Annotated in this window: 13 protein-coding genes; 1 reads left to right on the top strand and 12 read right to left on the bottom strand. The window is 71.3% G+C overall.

The window, feature by feature from the left end; translation table 11 throughout:
* Window position 1: 1 nt before the first annotated feature.
* From QHG49_RS08570 to QHG49_RS08600, 7 genes are all read right to left on the bottom strand, one after another.
* Entirely contained in the window at window positions 2-1,267 is a 1,266-nt protein-coding gene (locus tag QHG49_RS08570) for a type III PLP-dependent enzyme (protein WP_159705931.1), read from the bottom strand.
* Window positions 1,264-2,550: a DUF6271 family protein gene (locus tag QHG49_RS08575; RefSeq protein WP_301488314.1), complete on the bottom strand. Its 1,287-nt coding sequence runs from the start codon at window positions 2,548-2,550 to the stop codon at window positions 1,264-1,266. Before QHG49_RS08575 ends, QHG49_RS08570 begins: the two co-directional genes overlap by 4 nt.
* Complete coding sequence (locus QHG49_RS08580) at window positions 2,547-3,578, bottom strand: phytanoyl-CoA dioxygenase family protein (protein ID WP_301488316.1); 1,032 nt, start codon at window positions 3,576-3,578, stop codon at window positions 2,547-2,549. The genes QHG49_RS08575 and QHG49_RS08580 overlap by 4 nt, the downstream gene beginning before the upstream one ends.
* Before the next feature lie 702 nt (window positions 3,579-4,280).
* Window positions 4,281-5,768: a glycoside hydrolase family 3 protein gene (locus tag QHG49_RS08585; RefSeq protein ID WP_301488318.1), complete on the bottom strand. Its 1,488-nt coding sequence runs from the start codon at window positions 5,766-5,768 to the stop codon at window positions 4,281-4,283.
* Window positions 5,769-5,774: 6 nt separating this feature from the next.
* Window positions 5,775-6,605, bottom strand: a complete 831-nt coding sequence (locus tag QHG49_RS08590) for a carbohydrate ABC transporter permease (RefSeq protein WP_159705923.1) — start codon at window positions 6,603-6,605, stop codon at window positions 5,775-5,777.
* Window positions 6,602-7,600, bottom strand: a complete 999-nt coding sequence (locus QHG49_RS08595; RefSeq protein WP_145486630.1) for a carbohydrate ABC transporter permease — start codon at window positions 7,598-7,600, stop codon at window positions 6,602-6,604. Before QHG49_RS08595 ends, QHG49_RS08590 begins: the two co-directional genes overlap by 4 nt.
* 110 nt (window positions 7,601-7,710) lie before the next feature.
* Window positions 7,711-8,988 (bottom strand): extracellular solute-binding protein, encoded by a 1,278-nt coding sequence (locus QHG49_RS08600; protein WP_145486631.1) that lies wholly within the window; start codon window positions 8,986-8,988, stop codon window positions 7,711-7,713.
* A gap of 324 nt (window positions 8,989-9,312) precedes the next feature.
* On the opposite strand from QHG49_RS08600, the gene QHG49_RS08605 reads away from it, so the two are divergent.
* A complete protein-coding gene (locus QHG49_RS08605; RefSeq protein ID WP_145486632.1) occupies window positions 9,313-10,053 on the top strand; it encodes a GntR family transcriptional regulator in 741 nt (246 codons plus the stop codon).
* A gap of 24 nt (window positions 10,054-10,077) precedes the next feature.
* Here the strand turns inward: QHG49_RS08605 and QHG49_RS08610 are convergent, their stop codons facing one another.
* From QHG49_RS08610 to QHG49_RS08630, 5 genes are all read right to left on the bottom strand, one after another.
* A complete protein-coding gene (locus QHG49_RS08610; RefSeq protein WP_159705908.1) occupies window positions 10,078-11,646 on the bottom strand; it encodes an MmgE/PrpD family protein in 1,569 nt (522 codons plus the stop codon).
* Between the two features lie 101 nt (window positions 11,647-11,747).
* Window positions 11,748-12,116, bottom strand: a complete 369-nt coding sequence (locus tag QHG49_RS08615; RefSeq protein ID WP_301488325.1) for a nuclear transport factor 2 family protein — start codon at window positions 12,114-12,116, stop codon at window positions 11,748-11,750.
* A gap of 53 nt (window positions 12,117-12,169) precedes the next feature.
* The gene (locus QHG49_RS08620) at window positions 12,170-13,120 is read right to left on the bottom strand and encodes a diacylglycerol kinase family protein (RefSeq protein WP_301488328.1); all 951 of its coding nucleotides are present in this window, start codon (window positions 13,118-13,120) and stop codon (window positions 12,170-12,172) included.
* A gap of 191 nt (window positions 13,121-13,311) precedes the next feature.
* The gene (locus QHG49_RS08625) at window positions 13,312-14,142 is read right to left on the bottom strand and encodes an alpha/beta fold hydrolase (protein ID WP_159705904.1); all 831 of its coding nucleotides are present in this window, start codon (window positions 14,140-14,142) and stop codon (window positions 13,312-13,314) included.
* A gap of 60 nt (window positions 14,143-14,202) precedes the next feature.
* Window positions 14,203-15,669 (bottom strand): MFS transporter, encoded by a 1,467-nt coding sequence (locus tag QHG49_RS08630; protein ID WP_145486637.1) that lies wholly within the window; start codon window positions 15,667-15,669, stop codon window positions 14,203-14,205.
* Between the last annotated feature and the right edge of the window lie 25 nt (window positions 15,670-15,694).

Genomic DNA, 15,694 nt, shown 5'->3' on the forward strand with positions numbered 1-15,694 from the left:
TTCAAGGCCGTTCGTCGTCTGGGGAGTTGTGCGCGCGGACGCAGACGCAGGGCAGCGGTCCGAAGCCGTTGAAGCCGCCGGTGGTGTAACTCGTGGCGTAGGCGCCGGCGGAGAGGATCCACACCGGGTCACCGGAGGCGAGGGACCGCGGGACGCGGACCGGGTGCAGGCCGGCGCCGTAGGCGTCGTCGCTGTCGCAGGTCGGGCCGGCGACGATCGCCGGTACGGTCTCCCCCGCGTCCGGCTGTCCGGGGAAGACCATGTGGTGGGTCAACTGGTCCATCTCGTAAAGGCCGTTGAACTTGCCGCAGCTGAGGTAGAGCCAGTGCGTGTCCTCGCCGTCCGGCCCGCTGCGGTGGGTGAGGCGGGCGACATGGGCGCGGACGGCGCCGTGGTCGGCGACCAGATGGCGGCCCGGTTCCATGACGAAGGTGACGGGGGCGAGGGCGCGCAGCCGGTCCATGCCCTCGCGGAGCACGGCGAAGATCTTGTCGAGGGGAGGGTCGAGGGGGTCGCCGTGACGGTCCCGGTAGCCGAGCGCGGGCAGTCCGCCGCCGAGGTTGACGTGGTCCGGTACGATCCCCCGCCCGGCCAGCGCCGTCAGGGTCTCGGCGAGCAGGTCGAAGGCGGCCTGCCAGCCCTCGGCGGTCATCTGCTGGGAACCGACGTGCACGGACAGACCGGCGGGGGTGAGGCCGGCCGAACGGGCCGTGTCCAGGATGCGTACCGCGTCCTCGGGGGCGCAGCCGAACTTGCGGTTCAGGCCCCACAGGGCGCCCTCCCCGCTGGTGGCGAGGCGGCAGAACACGCGGGCGCGGGGGGCGTGCCGGGCGATGGCGGTGACGTCCTCGACGCTGTCGGTGGCGAAGGTGCGGATGCCCTGGCGGTGGGCCTCGGCGATGTCGTGGTCGGACTTGATGGTGTTGCCGTAGTGGATACGGCTCGGGTCGACGCCGGTGCGGAGGGCTTGGGATATCTCGGCGGGGCTCGCGGCGTCGAAGCCCGCGCCGCGGGTGGCGAGGCAGTGCAGGACGTCGTCGACGGGGCATGCCTTGAGGGCGAAGCGGATGTCGGTGCCGGGGAGTTCGGTGAGGAGGGAGTCGTATTGGTGTTCTATGCCGGTGAGGTTGTAGACGATGCGGTCGGTGGCGGTGGTGGACAGGGCGGTGGTGAGTGCGTCTGTGGGGGTGCCGGGGAGTGTGGCCGGGCGGGTGCGGGTGCGTTGTGGTCGGTCGCGCGGTTCCTCGCGCCCCTTGGGGGCGCTCATGTGCGGGTCGCTTCGATCAGGGCGGGCCAGGCGTCGATCAAGTCCGCGTACGCCGTGATGTCCGAGGCGGCCTCGGTCAGCAACTCGTCGCGCTCGGCGTGCAGTTGGTCGGCGAACTCCGCGTAGCCGCCGCCCAGTTTGCGGTACGACGTGTCCAGGCGGTCCAGGCGCCAGAGGTTCTCGCCGGGGTCCAGGGTGGTGCTCTCGTGGAGGAACCCGGTGATCCGGTCGGGGCGGAGCCGGCCGTCGTCGTCCAGGAGGGCGGGGCCCGTGGCGGTCATGCGGTCGTAGACATGGTGGAAGTAGCGCATCGACAGCAGGAACTTCACGAAGCGGCGCTGATAGGCCGGGAAGCCGGTGGGGGTGCGGCGTTCGGGGGTGTGGAAGTTCTCGATGTGCCGGTTGTGGAGGATGCCGGGCAGGGTGGCGTCGTGGACCAGGTGGAGGAGGAAGTAGTCGCTGCCGATGGTGTCCGTGGCGGGCGGCAGCGGGACGCGCTCGTAGACGGCCCGGTCGAAGGCGATGTTGCACATGTCGACGCGCATCGGGTCGACCAGGGTGAGGGTCGAGCGGTCACCGGTGAACGGGGCGGTGCCCGCGCCGGTGAAGGACTCGGCGACCAGGTCCCGTTTGCGCTCCTCAGGCCAGTCGGTGGGCGCCCAGAGGCTGACGACGTCGTGGTAGACGGCCGGGTCGAGACGGCGTATCTCCGCTATGTCGACGGAGAGTTCGCCGATGAAGGAGGCGCCGGCCATGGAGACCGGGCGGTGGGCGTGGGCCGGGTCCAGGTCGGTGTGCAGACCGGCGGCCGTCGCCTCGGCGGCCGGGCGGCCCAGCCAGGGCAGCTCGTGGTGGATGGGGAACACCGGTTGTCCGGCGTGGAGTTGATAGGTGCTGTCCGAGTCCCTGCGGTGCACGGAACGGCAGCCGAGCGCGGCGGCGAACAGGAAGGCGCGGTTGGTGCAGGCGCCGTAGGAGACGGCGGGCGGGAGCAGCAGGTGGAGGAGGTCGGAGGGCAGACCCGCTGAGGAAAGCAACTCGCTAAGCTTCGCGCGCTGTTGGTCCTCGTCCATGTGGTGGACGGTCACCTGGGGGATCTCGGGGAGCGCGGCGATCACCCGGAGGTGGTCGGCGCGGGTGGGGGCGTCGGCGGAGTCGAGGATCAGGAGGTGGACGTCCACGTCGAAGTGGCGGACGGCGTAGGCGGCCTCCTGGTGCAGGGCGGTGATCGTCGCGGGGCAGGCGCGGTTGGTGGGCAGGCTGAGGCAGATGCGGTGCTTCACTGGGCGTCGCCTCCGCCGGTCCAGGAGTCGAGGCCGAGCAACTTGCGGCCCAGGGGGTTGAGTTCGGCGGTGCCGTAGCGCGCCGCCTCGGGGCGGCGGGCGTCGCCGAGGAGGGTGGCGTTCCAGTCGGGGGTGGCCAGGGTGCGCCAGGAGTGCACGCGGGAGTCGCGCAAAGCGGTGTGCTCCTCCAGGGCGGGCATCATCGACAGGTACTGGACGGCCCGGACCCCGCGCTCCGAGTGGTTGGGGGCGACGCCGTGCGCGAGCAGCCCGTTGAAGATGAGCAGGTCACCGGCCTGGAGGTCGGGGCGGACCACCGGGAACTCGGCGCGGTCGGCGTTCGGGCGGATCGGGTCGCGGCCGGGTGGCTGGGCGAGGCGCCATTCCTCGAAGCGGCGGAAGAGTTCGGGGGCGCACTGGAAGCCGCCGAGTTCGGGGCGGGTGTCGTTCAGCGCGATGATGCCCTGCACGCGCTGGGGCAGCACGGCCAGGGTGGTGTCCACGTCCCAGTGCAGATCGATGTCGAAGCCCTCGGTGGTGGGCTCGATCAGCGAGCGTGAACGGGTGCCGGTGTTGGGCGGGTTGAGGTTGAGGCGGTCGAGGGTGACCCACAGTTCCTCGCAGTCCCAGACGTCCACGAAGGCGTCGTGGACCCGCCGGCTCTGCCGGCTGTCCCAGAGGAGCTGGTGGTGGTACGACTCGACGAAGCCGTAGATGAAGAGGTGCTGGTCGAGTTCGGAGCGGAAGTCCGGTCGCTCGTACCAGGTTTCCGGGCGGTCCGGGTCCAGGCCCTGGAACTCCCAGGCGAAGTCGAGGAGTTGCTTGGCCTCGCCGGGGGTGATGGCCTCGCGGACGACGACATAGCCGTACGTCTGCCAGAACGCGAAGTCCGCTTCCGAGAGCACCCGCAGCGGGCGGGACTTCTCGATGTCGCGCAACGGGGTCGGGGCGAGGTAGGTCTCGCCGTCGCCGCTGAAGTAGGGGCGGCCGGATGCCGCGCGGTGGAGGTAAGGGGCTGGTGTCTGCATGCGAGCACTCCGGGGTGACGGATGTGGGTGGCGGTGAGACATGTGCCGGTGGCATACGCGAGGGTGCGAAGGGGCCACGAGGATTTTCGAGTGGGTGGGGACGCGCCGCACGAACGGGTGCGGGTGCGTAGTGGTTGGTCGCGCCCCGCGGCGCAGCCGCATATCGAGGACGGTCCCGCGCGCCTGAGGGGCGCGGGGTACTCACCGGGGTGGGTGGGCTCGGCCCTGCCGGGTCGGGCCGGGCCCACCCTGCTTGGGATGGCGGCGGTCCGGACAGAAGGGGGTCCAGACCTGGGCCGGATGGGCCGCGCCCGATCCGTCCGGGACGGACAGGGCGCGGTTGGTCGGTTCGGTGGGGCTTCAGCTGGTCAGGGTGAGCGGCCCCGGGTGATCGGCGGATACGACCGGGGCCCTATGAGGGCCCGCCGGGGGTGGTCCGGTCAGGGGTGGCGCCCTGGGGCCCGTTTCGGTCGGCCTGGACGAAGTCCGATCCGGCCGCACGTCCCCGGGGCCCGCCCCGGTCGCAGGCCCACCGCGTCCCCGTGGGCCAATCACGCCCGCGCGGGCACCGGCCGAGCTGCCGTACGCGCACCGCGTCAAGCCGTACGCGCACCGCGACGCCCCCGCCCCGCCCGCCGTAAGCCCCCACGGACCCACCCCAGCCGGAACACCAGGGCTCCCCCGAGCCCTCGTACTCCCCGATCAGCCCCGCACGACCGCCTCCGCCGCCGCGACCCCGCACACGCGCGCGGCGCCGTACGTGGCGATGTGCACGGCCCCCCGCGGTCTCGCCTGGGGCAGGCCCATTTCCACGACAACGGTGTCAGGGCGGGCGGCGAGGAGGGTGTCGAGGGCGGAGCGCATCCAGTCGTGGCGGTGTTCGTCGCGGACGACGGCGACGATCCGGCGGTCCCCGGCGGCGGCGAGGGCGCGGGCCCCCGCGTCCGTGCCGGTGAAGGAGCCGTCCGCGCTGCCGGGCACCAGCCGTCTCAGCTCGGCGGTGACGCCCCAGGGGGTCTGGTCGCCGACGGCGATATTGGGCTCGGGGTTGAACTGGGCGATGTAGACAGGGGAGTCGACGGGAGCGGCGGCCCCGGAGCGGGTCACGCGCAGCGCCCGGCGCGCGGCCGTCAGGCCGACCTCCGGTGCCGGTTCGGTGCGTGCCGCGTCGCCGCGCGCGCCGGCCGTCCATCGGGCCAGCTCCCGTACCCGGGCGGCCGCGTCGGCGAGCCGCTCCTCGGGCAGTTCACCGGAGCGCACGGCGGCCACGAGCGCGTCCCGCAGACCGAGCACGGTGCCCTCGTCGCACAGTCCGCCGCCCACGCAGATCGCGTCGGCGCCGGCCGCGATGGCGAGGACCACGCCGTGTTCCAGGCCGTAGGTGCCGGAGATGGCGCGCATCTCCATGCCGTCGGTGACGATCAGGCCCTGGTAGCCGAGTTCCTCGCGCAGCAGCTCGGTGAGGATGCGGCGGGAGAGGGTGCCGGGGCGGTCGGGGTCCAGGGCCGGGACGAGGATGTGCGCGCTCATGACGGCCCGGGTGCCGGCGGCGATCGCCGCGCGGAACGGGGGCAGTTCGCGGGCGAAGAGGGTCTCGGCGTCGGCGTCGATGCGGGGTACGGCGTGATGGGAGTCGATGTTGGTGTCGCCGTGGCCCGGGAAGTGCTTGGTGCAGGCGGCGACGCCGGTGGACTGCAGGCCCTCGACCCAGGCGGCGGTGTGCCGGGCGACGAGGTCGGTGGCGGCGCCGAAGGAGCGGACGCCGATGACCGGGTTGTCGGCGTTGGCGTTGACGTCGGCGGACGGCGCCCAGTCGAAGTTGACGCCGCAGGCGGCCAGGCGGCGGCCCAGCTCGCGGGAGACGGCGCGGGTGAGGTCGGGGTCGTCGACGGCGCCGAGGGCGTGGTTGCCCGGGAAGGACGAGCCGGTGCGCACATCGAGGCGGGTGACGTCGCCGCTCTCCTCGTCGATGGCGATCAGGAGGTCGTCCCGCTCGGCGTGCAACTGCGCGGTCAGGGAGGTGACTTGTTCCTCGGTGACGACGTTGCGGCCGAACAGGGCGACGGAGGCGAGGCCCTCACCGAGGCGGCGGCGCACCCAGTCGGGGGCGGTGGTGCCGTCGAAGCCCGGTTGCAGCACCGCGAGGGCGTCGCGGGTCAGGGTGTCTGGGCCGGTGGCGAGTGTGGTCATCGGACGTCATCCCTTCACGGCGCCGTCGGTCAGACCGCTGACAGCCTTGCGTTGCAGGAAGATGAAGAGGATCAGGATGGGCAGCGCGAACAGCGACGAGGCGGCCATGGTGGCGCCCCAGTCGTCGCCGAAGGCGGTCTGGAACTGCGACAGCCACAGCGGCAGGGTCTGCTTCTCGATGTCCTTGTTGAGGATCAGGACCAGCGGGAACTCGTTCCAGGCGGTGATGAACCCGAACAGCGAGGTGGCCATGAGGCCGGGCGCGAGCAGCGGGAAGATCACCTTGCGGAAGGCCTGGAGGCGGGTGCAGCCGTCGACCATCGCCGACTCCTCCAGCTCCTTCGGCACGGCGGCGATGTAGCCGCGCAGCGTCAGGACGGTGAGGGGCAGCACCATCATCGCGTAGAAGACGGTGAGCGGGATGAGGCTGTTCAGCATGTCGCCGTCGCGCACGATCATGTAGATGGCGATGATCATGACCTCCCAGGGGGCCATCTGCGCCAGCATGAAGGTGACGATGAACCCGCGCCGTCCCTTGAACCGCATCCGGGCGAGCGCGAAGGCGGCGAACAGGGCGATGACGAGCGACAGCAGGACCGAACAGAGCGTCACGGTCACGGAGTTGGCGACCAGGGTCCAGAAGTGGTCGGCGTGGACCGCGCGGTCGAAGTGGCTGAAGGTGAAGTGCTTCGGGAACCACACCGGGTTGTCGGTGATGATGTCGCCGGTCGGTTTGAAGGCCGTGGCGAACATCCAGTAGACGGGGAACACGAAGCCGACGAAGAGGACGACGGCGGTCGCGTTGGGCCAGATACGGCCGAAGAGCGAGCGCTTCACAGCTCGTCCTCCTCTTGCTTGAGCACCATGCGCAGGTAGTACGAGGTGATGACGAGCAGGGTCAGGATGGTGAGGAAGGAGATCGCCGCGCCGACCCCGAAGTGCTGGTTTCCGACGCCCTCGACGTAGGCGTAGATCGGCAGGGTCTCGGTGAGCCGGTCGGGTCCGCCCTCGTTCATGGCGAAGACCTGCGGGAACGCCTTGAAGACCCAGATGACCTCGAGGAAGGTCGTGGAGTAGAGGAAGGGCCGCAGGAAGGGCAGGGTCACCGAGGTGAAGCTCTGCCAGGCGCCGGCGCCGTCCAGGGAGGCGGCCTCGTACAGCTCCTTGGGGATGGTGGTCGTCGCGGCGTAGAGGTTGATCGCGACGAACGGGATCGACTGCCACACGATGAGCAGGACGATCACCGAGAAGGTGGAGAGCTGGCTGCCCATCCAGTTGTAGTCGGCCATCGAGTGCCAGCCCAGCTTGTCCAGGACCCAGTTGACGACGCCGAAGCGCTGGGCGAACAGCCACTGGTAGACGGTGGTGGCGGCGATGACGGGCATGGCCCAGGCGAGGACGAGGCCCACCAGCAGGGTGAGGCGCATCTTCTTGCCGAGGCGGGCCAGCAGCAGTCCGATCAGGGTGCCGATCAGCATGATCAGGACGACGTTGGCGGCGGTGAACAGGACCGAGCGCTCGACGACCTTCCAGAAGTCCGAACCGGTCAGGACCTGCTGGTAGTTGTGGAAGCCGTTCCACTCGGTGAGGTGCTGGATGAGCTGCCGCGGGTTGAGGTTCTGGAACGACAGCATGCCGTTCTTGACCAGCGGCCAGCCCAGCAGGACCAGTGTGGCCACCAGCGCGGGCAGCAGGAGGAGATAGGGGGCGGCGGCAAGGCGGCCCGCCGGGGACCGGGAGGCCCGCTCCGCACCGCGCGGCGGCGCCGGCGCCCCGCCCTTGCGGACAGCGGGCCCCCCGGCCGTGTCCGTGCCTTCGGTCTGCACTGACATGAGTCGTCGTCTCTTCCGTGGCCGTACGAAATCGTGTGCCCCGCCGGGCGCCGAAGGACGCGGGCGGCGCAGGTGTGCCGGGGGCGTCGCTGGGACGCCCCGGCGCGGGGTCAGTTCTGCTGGGCCAGACGCTGGTTGATCTCGCCCTCGACGTCCTTGGCGGCGGCGGCCGGGGCCTTGCCGTTCAGCACGGCGGTCATGTACGACTTGATGGGGTTCGGGGTGTTCTCCACCGCGGCCCACTCGGGGATCAGCGGGGTGGTGCCGCCCACCGCGGCGCCCGGAGCCGCGGCCTCGGCGGCGGCGTTGCCCTTGAGGTTGCTCTCCAGGGACTCCTTGTTCGGGATGATGCCGCTCAGCTTGGCCAGCTCGCCCTCGTACTGGTCGGACAGGGCGACCTTCAGGAACTCCTTGGCCAGCGACTGCTTCTTGCTGTTCTGGGCGACCGCGAGGTTGGAGCCGCCGAGGAAGACGCCCTCGGGCTTGTCGGCGGTGGCACCAGGGATGGTGAAGTAGCCGAGGTCCTTCTCGATGGACTTGTTGGCCTGGATGGCGGTGGCCGCCTCCCAGCCCATGCCGATGAAGGCGCCGGTCTTGCCCTTGGCGAAGACGGTGGCCTGCTGCGGGGTGGCCTCGTCCTTGTCCTTGGGGGCCTTGGAGTAGGCGGCGTACTTCTTGTAGATCTCCATGGCCGCGGTGACCTTCGGGTCCGCGAGGTTGGAGACGTACTTGTCGCCCTGCTTCTTCACCAGGTCGCCGCCCTGGCCGACGATCAGGCCGTCCAGGAAGTACCAGTTCTGACCGGGCAGGTAGATCGGCTCGGCGTCCGTCTTCTTGCCGATGGTGTCGAGGTCCTTGAGGAACTCGTCACGGGTCTTCGGCGTGGACTTGATGCCGGCCTGGGCCCAGATCTTCTTGTTGTAGATGACGACGCGGTTGGCGAAGTACCAGGGGGCCGCGTACTGCTTGCCCTCGTAGACGGACGACTTGGAGACCGAGGCGGTCCAGTCGGCGCCGATGGACTGCTTGAGGTCGCCGAGGTCCGCGAGACCGCCGGTGGACGCGTAGGCCGGGGTCTGCGTGTTGCCGACCTCCAGGACGTCCGGCGGGTTGTCCTCCGAGAGAGCGGTGGTGATCTTCTGCTGGATCCCGTCCCACTTCTGGGTCTCGAACTTCAGCTTGGCGCCGGTCTTCTTCTCGAAGGCGGCCTGCACGTCCTTGGACCACTGCGGCGGCGCGGAGCCGTCCATGGTCCACACCGTCAGGGTCTGGCCCTTCCAGCTGCTGGGACCCGCGTCCTTGCTGTCATTGCCGTCGTTTCCGCCACACGCCGCAACGGAGACCATCATGCCCGCGATCACGATCGCGGAAGCGAGCTTGCGCTTCACGCCACCCTCCTCAGGGATGCCACTCAACCCCCCACGCCCTCGGCGGTGACCTGCGTACGACGCTGTTGCACGTAGGGCTCGGGACCTGGCCACTAATGGTGTAGACCAGTACGGTGGAGCTTGGCCTAGACCTTTCGGGGTGTCAAGGGTGGTCCGGGCGGCGGATCGAGGCCGTTACGAGAAAGACACCGGAGCGCTTTCGTCCGCTTCCTGGCCGCGCTCGCGGCCGCGTCCGTCCCTTTCGTCCGGTCCGTTCATTTGGACTAGACCATAGGGCACTTGGTCGCTATAACGGGAGCCCATCGACACAGCCGGAAGGCAGGCATGACCACCGACGTCAGCGGCGCGCGCGTGCCGAAGTACTACCGCATCAAGCAGCGGCTGCTCGCCATGACCGAGGCGCTCCAGCCCGGTGCGGCGGTGCCGGCGGAACGGGTGCTCGCCGAGCAGTTCGACACCTCCCGGACCACCGTGCGGCAGGCGCTCCAGGAGCTGGTCGGGGAAGGACGGCTGGACCGGATCCAGGGCAAGGGCACGTTCGTGGCGCAGCCGAAGCTGTACCGGACGCTGCAACTGACCTCGCACACCGAGGACATGCGGGCGCAGGGGCTGTCACCGGCCTCGCAGGTGCTCGATGTCGGGGAGGTGCCGGCGGACCAGCGGCTGTCGGGGCTGCTGGGGGTCGCCGCGGGGGAAAGGGTGCTGCGGATCGAGCGGCTGCGGCTCGCCAGCGGGGAGCCGATGGCGATCGAGACGACGCATCTGTCGGCGCGGCGGTTCCCGGGGCTGCGGGGGGTGCTGGCGTCGTGCCCGTCGCTGTACACCGCGTTGACGGAGGTGTACGGGGTGCGGCTGACGTCGGCCGACGAGACGATCGAGACCTCGCTGTCGACGCCTCGGGAGGCCGCGCTGCTGGCGACGGATGTGGGGCTGCCGATGCTGCTGATGTCCCGGCACTCACGGGACGCGGAGGGGACGCCGGTGGAATGGGTGCGGTCGGTGTATCGGGGGTCGCGGTACAAGTTCGTGGCGACGTTGCGGCGGCCGGCGGTCTGGGGGGCGTAGGAGAGCTGGACAGCAGCAGAGCCCTCAGTCGAGGAACGCCGTCTCTATCCAGCGTCGTACCGCCGAAGGGCGCATCCGGTGCAGGCGGTCCACCGTGTCGGCGACCTCGTGGGAACCGCCCACCGAGAGGAACTTCTCGCGGACCAGGTCGGCGTGGGAGTGGCGGGTCTCGGGGCCGGCTGCGCCGACGGGGATCAGGCGGGTGCGGGAGACCGTACGGCCGTCGGTCAGGCGGACGGTGACGCGGGCGCCCGTCGCCTTGGTGGAGCGGGAGAAGTCGCGGTTGTCGGCCCGGATCGCGCCGACCAGGTCCACGAGTTCGTCGCCGCCGAAGCCGCGCAGCCACGGCACCGCCAGGTCCCCCGCCTCCCGTACCGCCTCCCCGAACGGGGCGTCGGACAGGAAGAGTTCGCGGGTCATCTCGGTGTCGTGCTCCAGCCGGATCCGCTTGGCCAGCGCCCACCGGTCGAGGTCGTCCACGCGCGGCGAGGAGAAGTCGTCCACGGAGAACTCGCCGGTGAGGAGGGTCGTCGCGACGGGGTACGGCACGTCCAGGACCAGCGCGCCGAGCGGGGAGCCCGGCCCGGTGACGTAGGCGGCGGCCCGCTCCCCCGCGAACAGGGTGTACAGGGACGCCTCCACGACGACCTCGGCCACGTCCTGCGGCCGCAGTGGGCCCAGCTCGCGGTGGATCTCGGCCGCGCAGTCCACGGCCGCGTCGATGCCGGGTCCGCCGGGGTGCATCTTGAAGGACAGCGTGTCGGTGTGCCAGCGCCGGCCGAGGCCCTTGGCGACCGCCTGCGGCAGCGGGACCGTCGCGAAGCGGGCGAGGAAGCCGTCGCTGTGCTCCATGATGTCGGGCGCGCCGCGCAGCCCGGCGTACGCCGCGTCGCAGGCGTCCATCGCGGTGCGCACCGGGGTGAAGGTGTTGAACAGCCGGGCGTCGCTGGCCAGGAAGGCGCGCATCAAAGGCCAGTTGGGCATGGCGAAGGCCAGTCCGAAGGCGTTCTCGTACAGGCTCGCGGAGGCCCGGTCGGCGTGCAGCCGCCCGGCGACCGCGCCGGCCAGATGGGTGTGCACGGCGCTCTGGCCGCGCAGCGGTCCGAGGGTCGCGGAGGCGGTGATGCGGGCCGCGCACTCGTTGGCCACGACCACCGAGGTCAGCAGGGAGAGGCCGTCCAGGCGGCGGGCGTAGGCGAAGGCGAGGGGGACGGCGACCGTGGAGTTCGACAGGTGGCCGGCGTACGCGGTGTCGTCCAGGTTGAGCCAGGAGCCGAGCGCGGCGAAGACCCCGGCGGCCTGGCGGGGGTCGCGCTGCATGGGGTGCCCGAAGGCGGCCACCAGCTTGCGGCCCAGGGGGTGTTGGAGCCCGGCCCGGATGGAGGCGATCTGCGAGAGCACCTGGCTCGCGGCCAGTTTGAGCACCCGGCAGGGCACGGCCTGCGGGCGCAGGGTGGCGGCCCAGTGGGAGAGTTCGCGCAGCGGGGTGTCCGTACCGGCGGGATGGCGGGCGGACAGGGACGAGACCTCGGCCTGCTCGGCCCAGTCGTCGCACAGCGCCCGGGCGACGCTCTCCGCGAGGACGGCGGTCATGGCGGGTACCTTCCGTGCGTGCGTCGAGGGAGAGGACGTCGGTCCTCGACACGGGTGCGGGAGCACCGGTCTCAGCCGGTGCTCCCGCGGCGCGTGCCGTGTTACGCGGCCGGGACCTTGTCCAGGAAGCCGTAGACGGCCTTGATCTTGCCGGCCTCGTCGGCGACGAGGACGTCGAAGCCGATGGCGACCGGCTCGGCGCCCGGCTCGGTCACCAGGCCCCACTGGAAGCGGGCCTGGTTGTGGTGGGCGTCGACGGTGCCGTGCAGCTCGAAGGAGAGGCCCTTGAACTGGTCGCGGGCGCCGGCCACCACAGCCGCGAAGCCCTCGCGACCCTCGACCGCGGCCAGCGGGTCGATGTACGGGGCGTCGGCGGTGAACAGCTCGGCAATGGTCGCGGCGCGCTTGTCGGCGTCCGCCTCGTTCCAGATGTCGAGGTAGCGGGTGACGGTGGTGGTCAGGTCGCTCATGCGGGCGATCTCCTTATTCGGGTGGTGCTTCTTCGGTTCTTCGGACGGTTGGTTCAGGGGGTGGCAGGCGCCCACACGGGGAGGGCTCCGGGGAGCACCTCGAAGGTGGCCGCGGCGCCGATGCCGTGTTGGTACTCACCGTCGTGCTCCAGCGGGAGGCGGCGGCCGTCGGTGCGTTCCACGGTGATCCGGCGGCCCCGTGCGTAGACGGTCGCCGGATGGGACATGTGGGCGGCGTTCAGGGTCAGTTCGGGGACCTCGGCCGCGGTGACGTCGCCGCCGATGACGCAGACGTCGAGCAGTCCGTCGTCGAGCAGCGAGTCGGGCAGTACGTGGAAGCGGCCGCCGCGGTAGGGGCCGCCGCCGACGTTGGCGAGGACGGTGGGGCCCTCGTGCACGATCCGGCCGTCGACCGTGACCCGGCCGGGGTACGGCTCGTACCCGTCGGCGGTGTCGGCGAAGGCGCGGACGTAGCGCTCGCGGCCGCTCAGCGGAATCTGCTTGGCGGTGATCAGCGCGTCGGCGATCACGCCGGAACAGGCTCCCAGGTAGACGTAGTTGCGGGTCTCGGCGAGGCGCGCCAGGTCGAGCCTGCGCAGCCGGGCGCTGCCGCCGACGCCGTGGTCGGTGAGGACCGCCTTGAGCGCCTCGCTCCAGGACCGCTCGCCCCACAGCATCTTGTAGCCGGAGTTGCCGGTGCCGCCGGGGATCACCGCGAGGCTGGCCCCGTGGTCGGCCGGCACCAGGCCCTGCACGGCCTCGCGGACCGTGCCGTCGCCGCCGATGGCGACGATCAGGTCGGGGGCGCCGTCGGCACGCTCCAGGGCCCGGCGCACGGCGACCGTGGCGTCACCCGGTCCCGTGGTCAGGTGGACCTCGGCGCGCTCCAGCGTGGAGGCGCACAACTGGCGTACCTCCTCGACCAGTTCGGGCGAGTGGCTGCCGGAAGCGGGGTTGCCCAGGACGAGTGCCCGGGTGGGACCCGGGGCTGCGGTGTCTGCCATGGGGCGTACTCCTTCGTCGGTCGGCACCGGGGTACCGGGCTGGTGCGCCCCGGTGTCGCGGCGATGACCACTGTGCCGGGGAGCGCTGTCATGGCGCTGACCCGGCGCTGACACGGCGCCCGGGCCGCGAACGCGCGTGTCCGGCCCCTCGCGGTGAGGGGCCGGACACGGCTGCCGGGAGGCGGCGGGGCTCACTCCTTGACGAAGGCCAGCAGGTCGGCGTTGAGGCGGTCCGCGTGGGTGGCGAAGAGGCCGTGCGCGGCGCCCTCGTAGGTGATGAGCCTGCTGTCCGGGATGAGCCCGGTGGTGCGCGGGGCGCACAGCGGGTACGGGGCGGCCAGGTCGGCGGTCCCGTGGATCACCAGGGTGGGTGTCCGCACCGCGGCGGTCTCCGCGCGCTGGTCGGTGGTGAGCAGCGTGCGGTAGATCTCGATGCCGGCTCTCGGCGAGGTGTTCAGGCACATCTCGATCAGCCACTTCGCCAGCTGCGGGGAGATCGGCAGGTTCTCCGGGTCGGGTTCGGCGCCCGCGAAGAACGGCCAGGTCAGCTCGGACAGCCAGGCGGCCCGGTCGGCCTTGATGGCCTGCTCGATCTGGTCGAAGAGGGCGAGGTCGAGCCCGTCGGGGTTGTCGGAGCCGCGCAGCAGGTAGGGGGTGGTCGAGGCGACCAGGGCGAGGCCCGTGACCCGTTCGTCGCCGTACCGGGACAGGTAGCGCACGCACTCCCCGCCGCCGACCGCGTAGCCGACCAGCACGGTGTCCCTCAGGTCGAGGTGGTCGAGCAGGTCGGCGAGGTCGCCGGCGAGGGTGTCGTAGTCGTATCCGGTCCAGGGCTTGTCCGAACGGCCGCTGCCGCGCCGGTCGTAGGTGACGCAGCGCAGTCCGTTCCCGGCGAGGAACGGGGCCTGGAACTCCCACATGCGCGCGTCCGCCATGGCGGCGCCGAGCAGTACGACGGGGCGTCCGTCGCCCCAGTCGTCGTAGTGCAGCCGGGTTCCGTCCCGGGTGGTGAGGTACGGCATCGCGGTGTGCCTCCTTTCCAGTGGTGGTGGGGACGCTCGTGCCGCCGATGGTGCGTGGCGTCAGCTCCGGGCGGTGCGGCCGGGGGCCGACAGCACGAGCAGCGAGGCGAGCAGGCCCAGGCAGACGAGCGGGATCAGGGTGACGGTGAAGGCGTGCGGGTAGGCGTCCGCCTTGCCGCCCGCGCGGGCCAGGGCCGGGAAGAAGACGGCGCCTGCGATGGCCACGCCGACGGCGGCGCCGCCCTCCTGCGCGGTGTTCAGCAGTCCGGAGGCCGCGGCCGCGTGCTCGGGGACCGCGCCGCCGAGCACCAGGTTGGTCAGCGGGCCGGTGGTCAGGCCCATGCCGAGCCCGGCGACCAGCAGCATCGGCAGCAGCCAGAGCGCGGAGCCGTCCAGCTTCAGGTCCCGGGCGGTGAGCGCGATGGCGGTGTAGCCGATGGCGAGGATCAGCGGACCGGCCGCGACCCGGCGGGCGTTGACCGAGGCGGCGAACCGGGCCGAGACGATGGAGGCGCCGAAGTAGCCGACGCCCAGCGCCAGGAACATCGAGCCGGACTCCAACGGGCTCATGCCCCGGCCCAGTTGGAGGTAGAGGGCGAGGGTGAAGAAGAACGAGCCCATGGCCAGGAAGTAGGCGACCGTGGCGAGCAGGCCCACCGAGAACAGCCGGGAGCGGAACATGCCCGGCTCGATCAGCGGGCCGCGCCCGGCGGCGGACCGGCGGCGCAGATGCCAGACGGTGACGGCGAGCAGCACGGCCGCGACGGCCAGCGACTCCCACACCCACGCCGGCCAGTGCCGCTCCTGACCCTCCAGGAGCGCGAACACGATGAGGCCGAGGGCGACGGTGATCAGCAGGGCGCCGAGCAGGTCCAGCCGGGTGCCGCCCTGGCCCCGGGACTCGGGGATGGTACGGCGGGTCATGGCCAGGGAGACCAGGCACAGCGGTACGTTGATCAGGAAGATCGTGCGCCAGCTGAGCCCCGCCACGTCGACGGAGATCAGTGCGCCGCCGATGAACTGGCCGAAGACACCGGCGAGTCCGATGACCAGGCCGTAGACGGTGAAGGCGCGGTCGCGGGCGGCGCCGGTGTAGACGGTGCTGATGATGCCGAGGACCTGCGGGACCATCAGCGCGGCGGAGCCGCCCTGGAGGATGCGGGCGACACCGAGGAAGGTCACCGTGGGCGCGAAGCTGCACGCGGCCGAGGTGATCATGAAGAGCACCATGCCGAGGGCGAACAGCCGGCGCCGGCCGTAGAGGTCGCCGAGCCGGCCGCCGGTGATCAGGCCCGAGGTGAAGGCGACGCCGTAGCCGACGATGATCAGCTGGGCCTGGGCGGCGGTGGCGTGCAGGTCGGATTTGATGGCCGGGACGGCCACGTTGGCGATGAAGAAGTCGAGCACGGTGATGAACGTGCCGATGAGGACCACCGCCAGGGCGCCCGACGAGGGGGCCGCGGCGCCGTCGGAGGCTGTCCGCTCGCGCCCCTCCGCCGCGATGTCCGGAGTTAACTCCTGAGTCATGACGACTCCGTTTCTCGATCTTTCG

It is taken from the genome of Streptomyces sp. WP-1, assembly GCF_030450125.1.
Taxonomy (GTDB): Bacteria; Actinomycetota; Actinomycetes; order Streptomycetales; family Streptomycetaceae; genus Streptomyces; species Streptomyces incarnatus.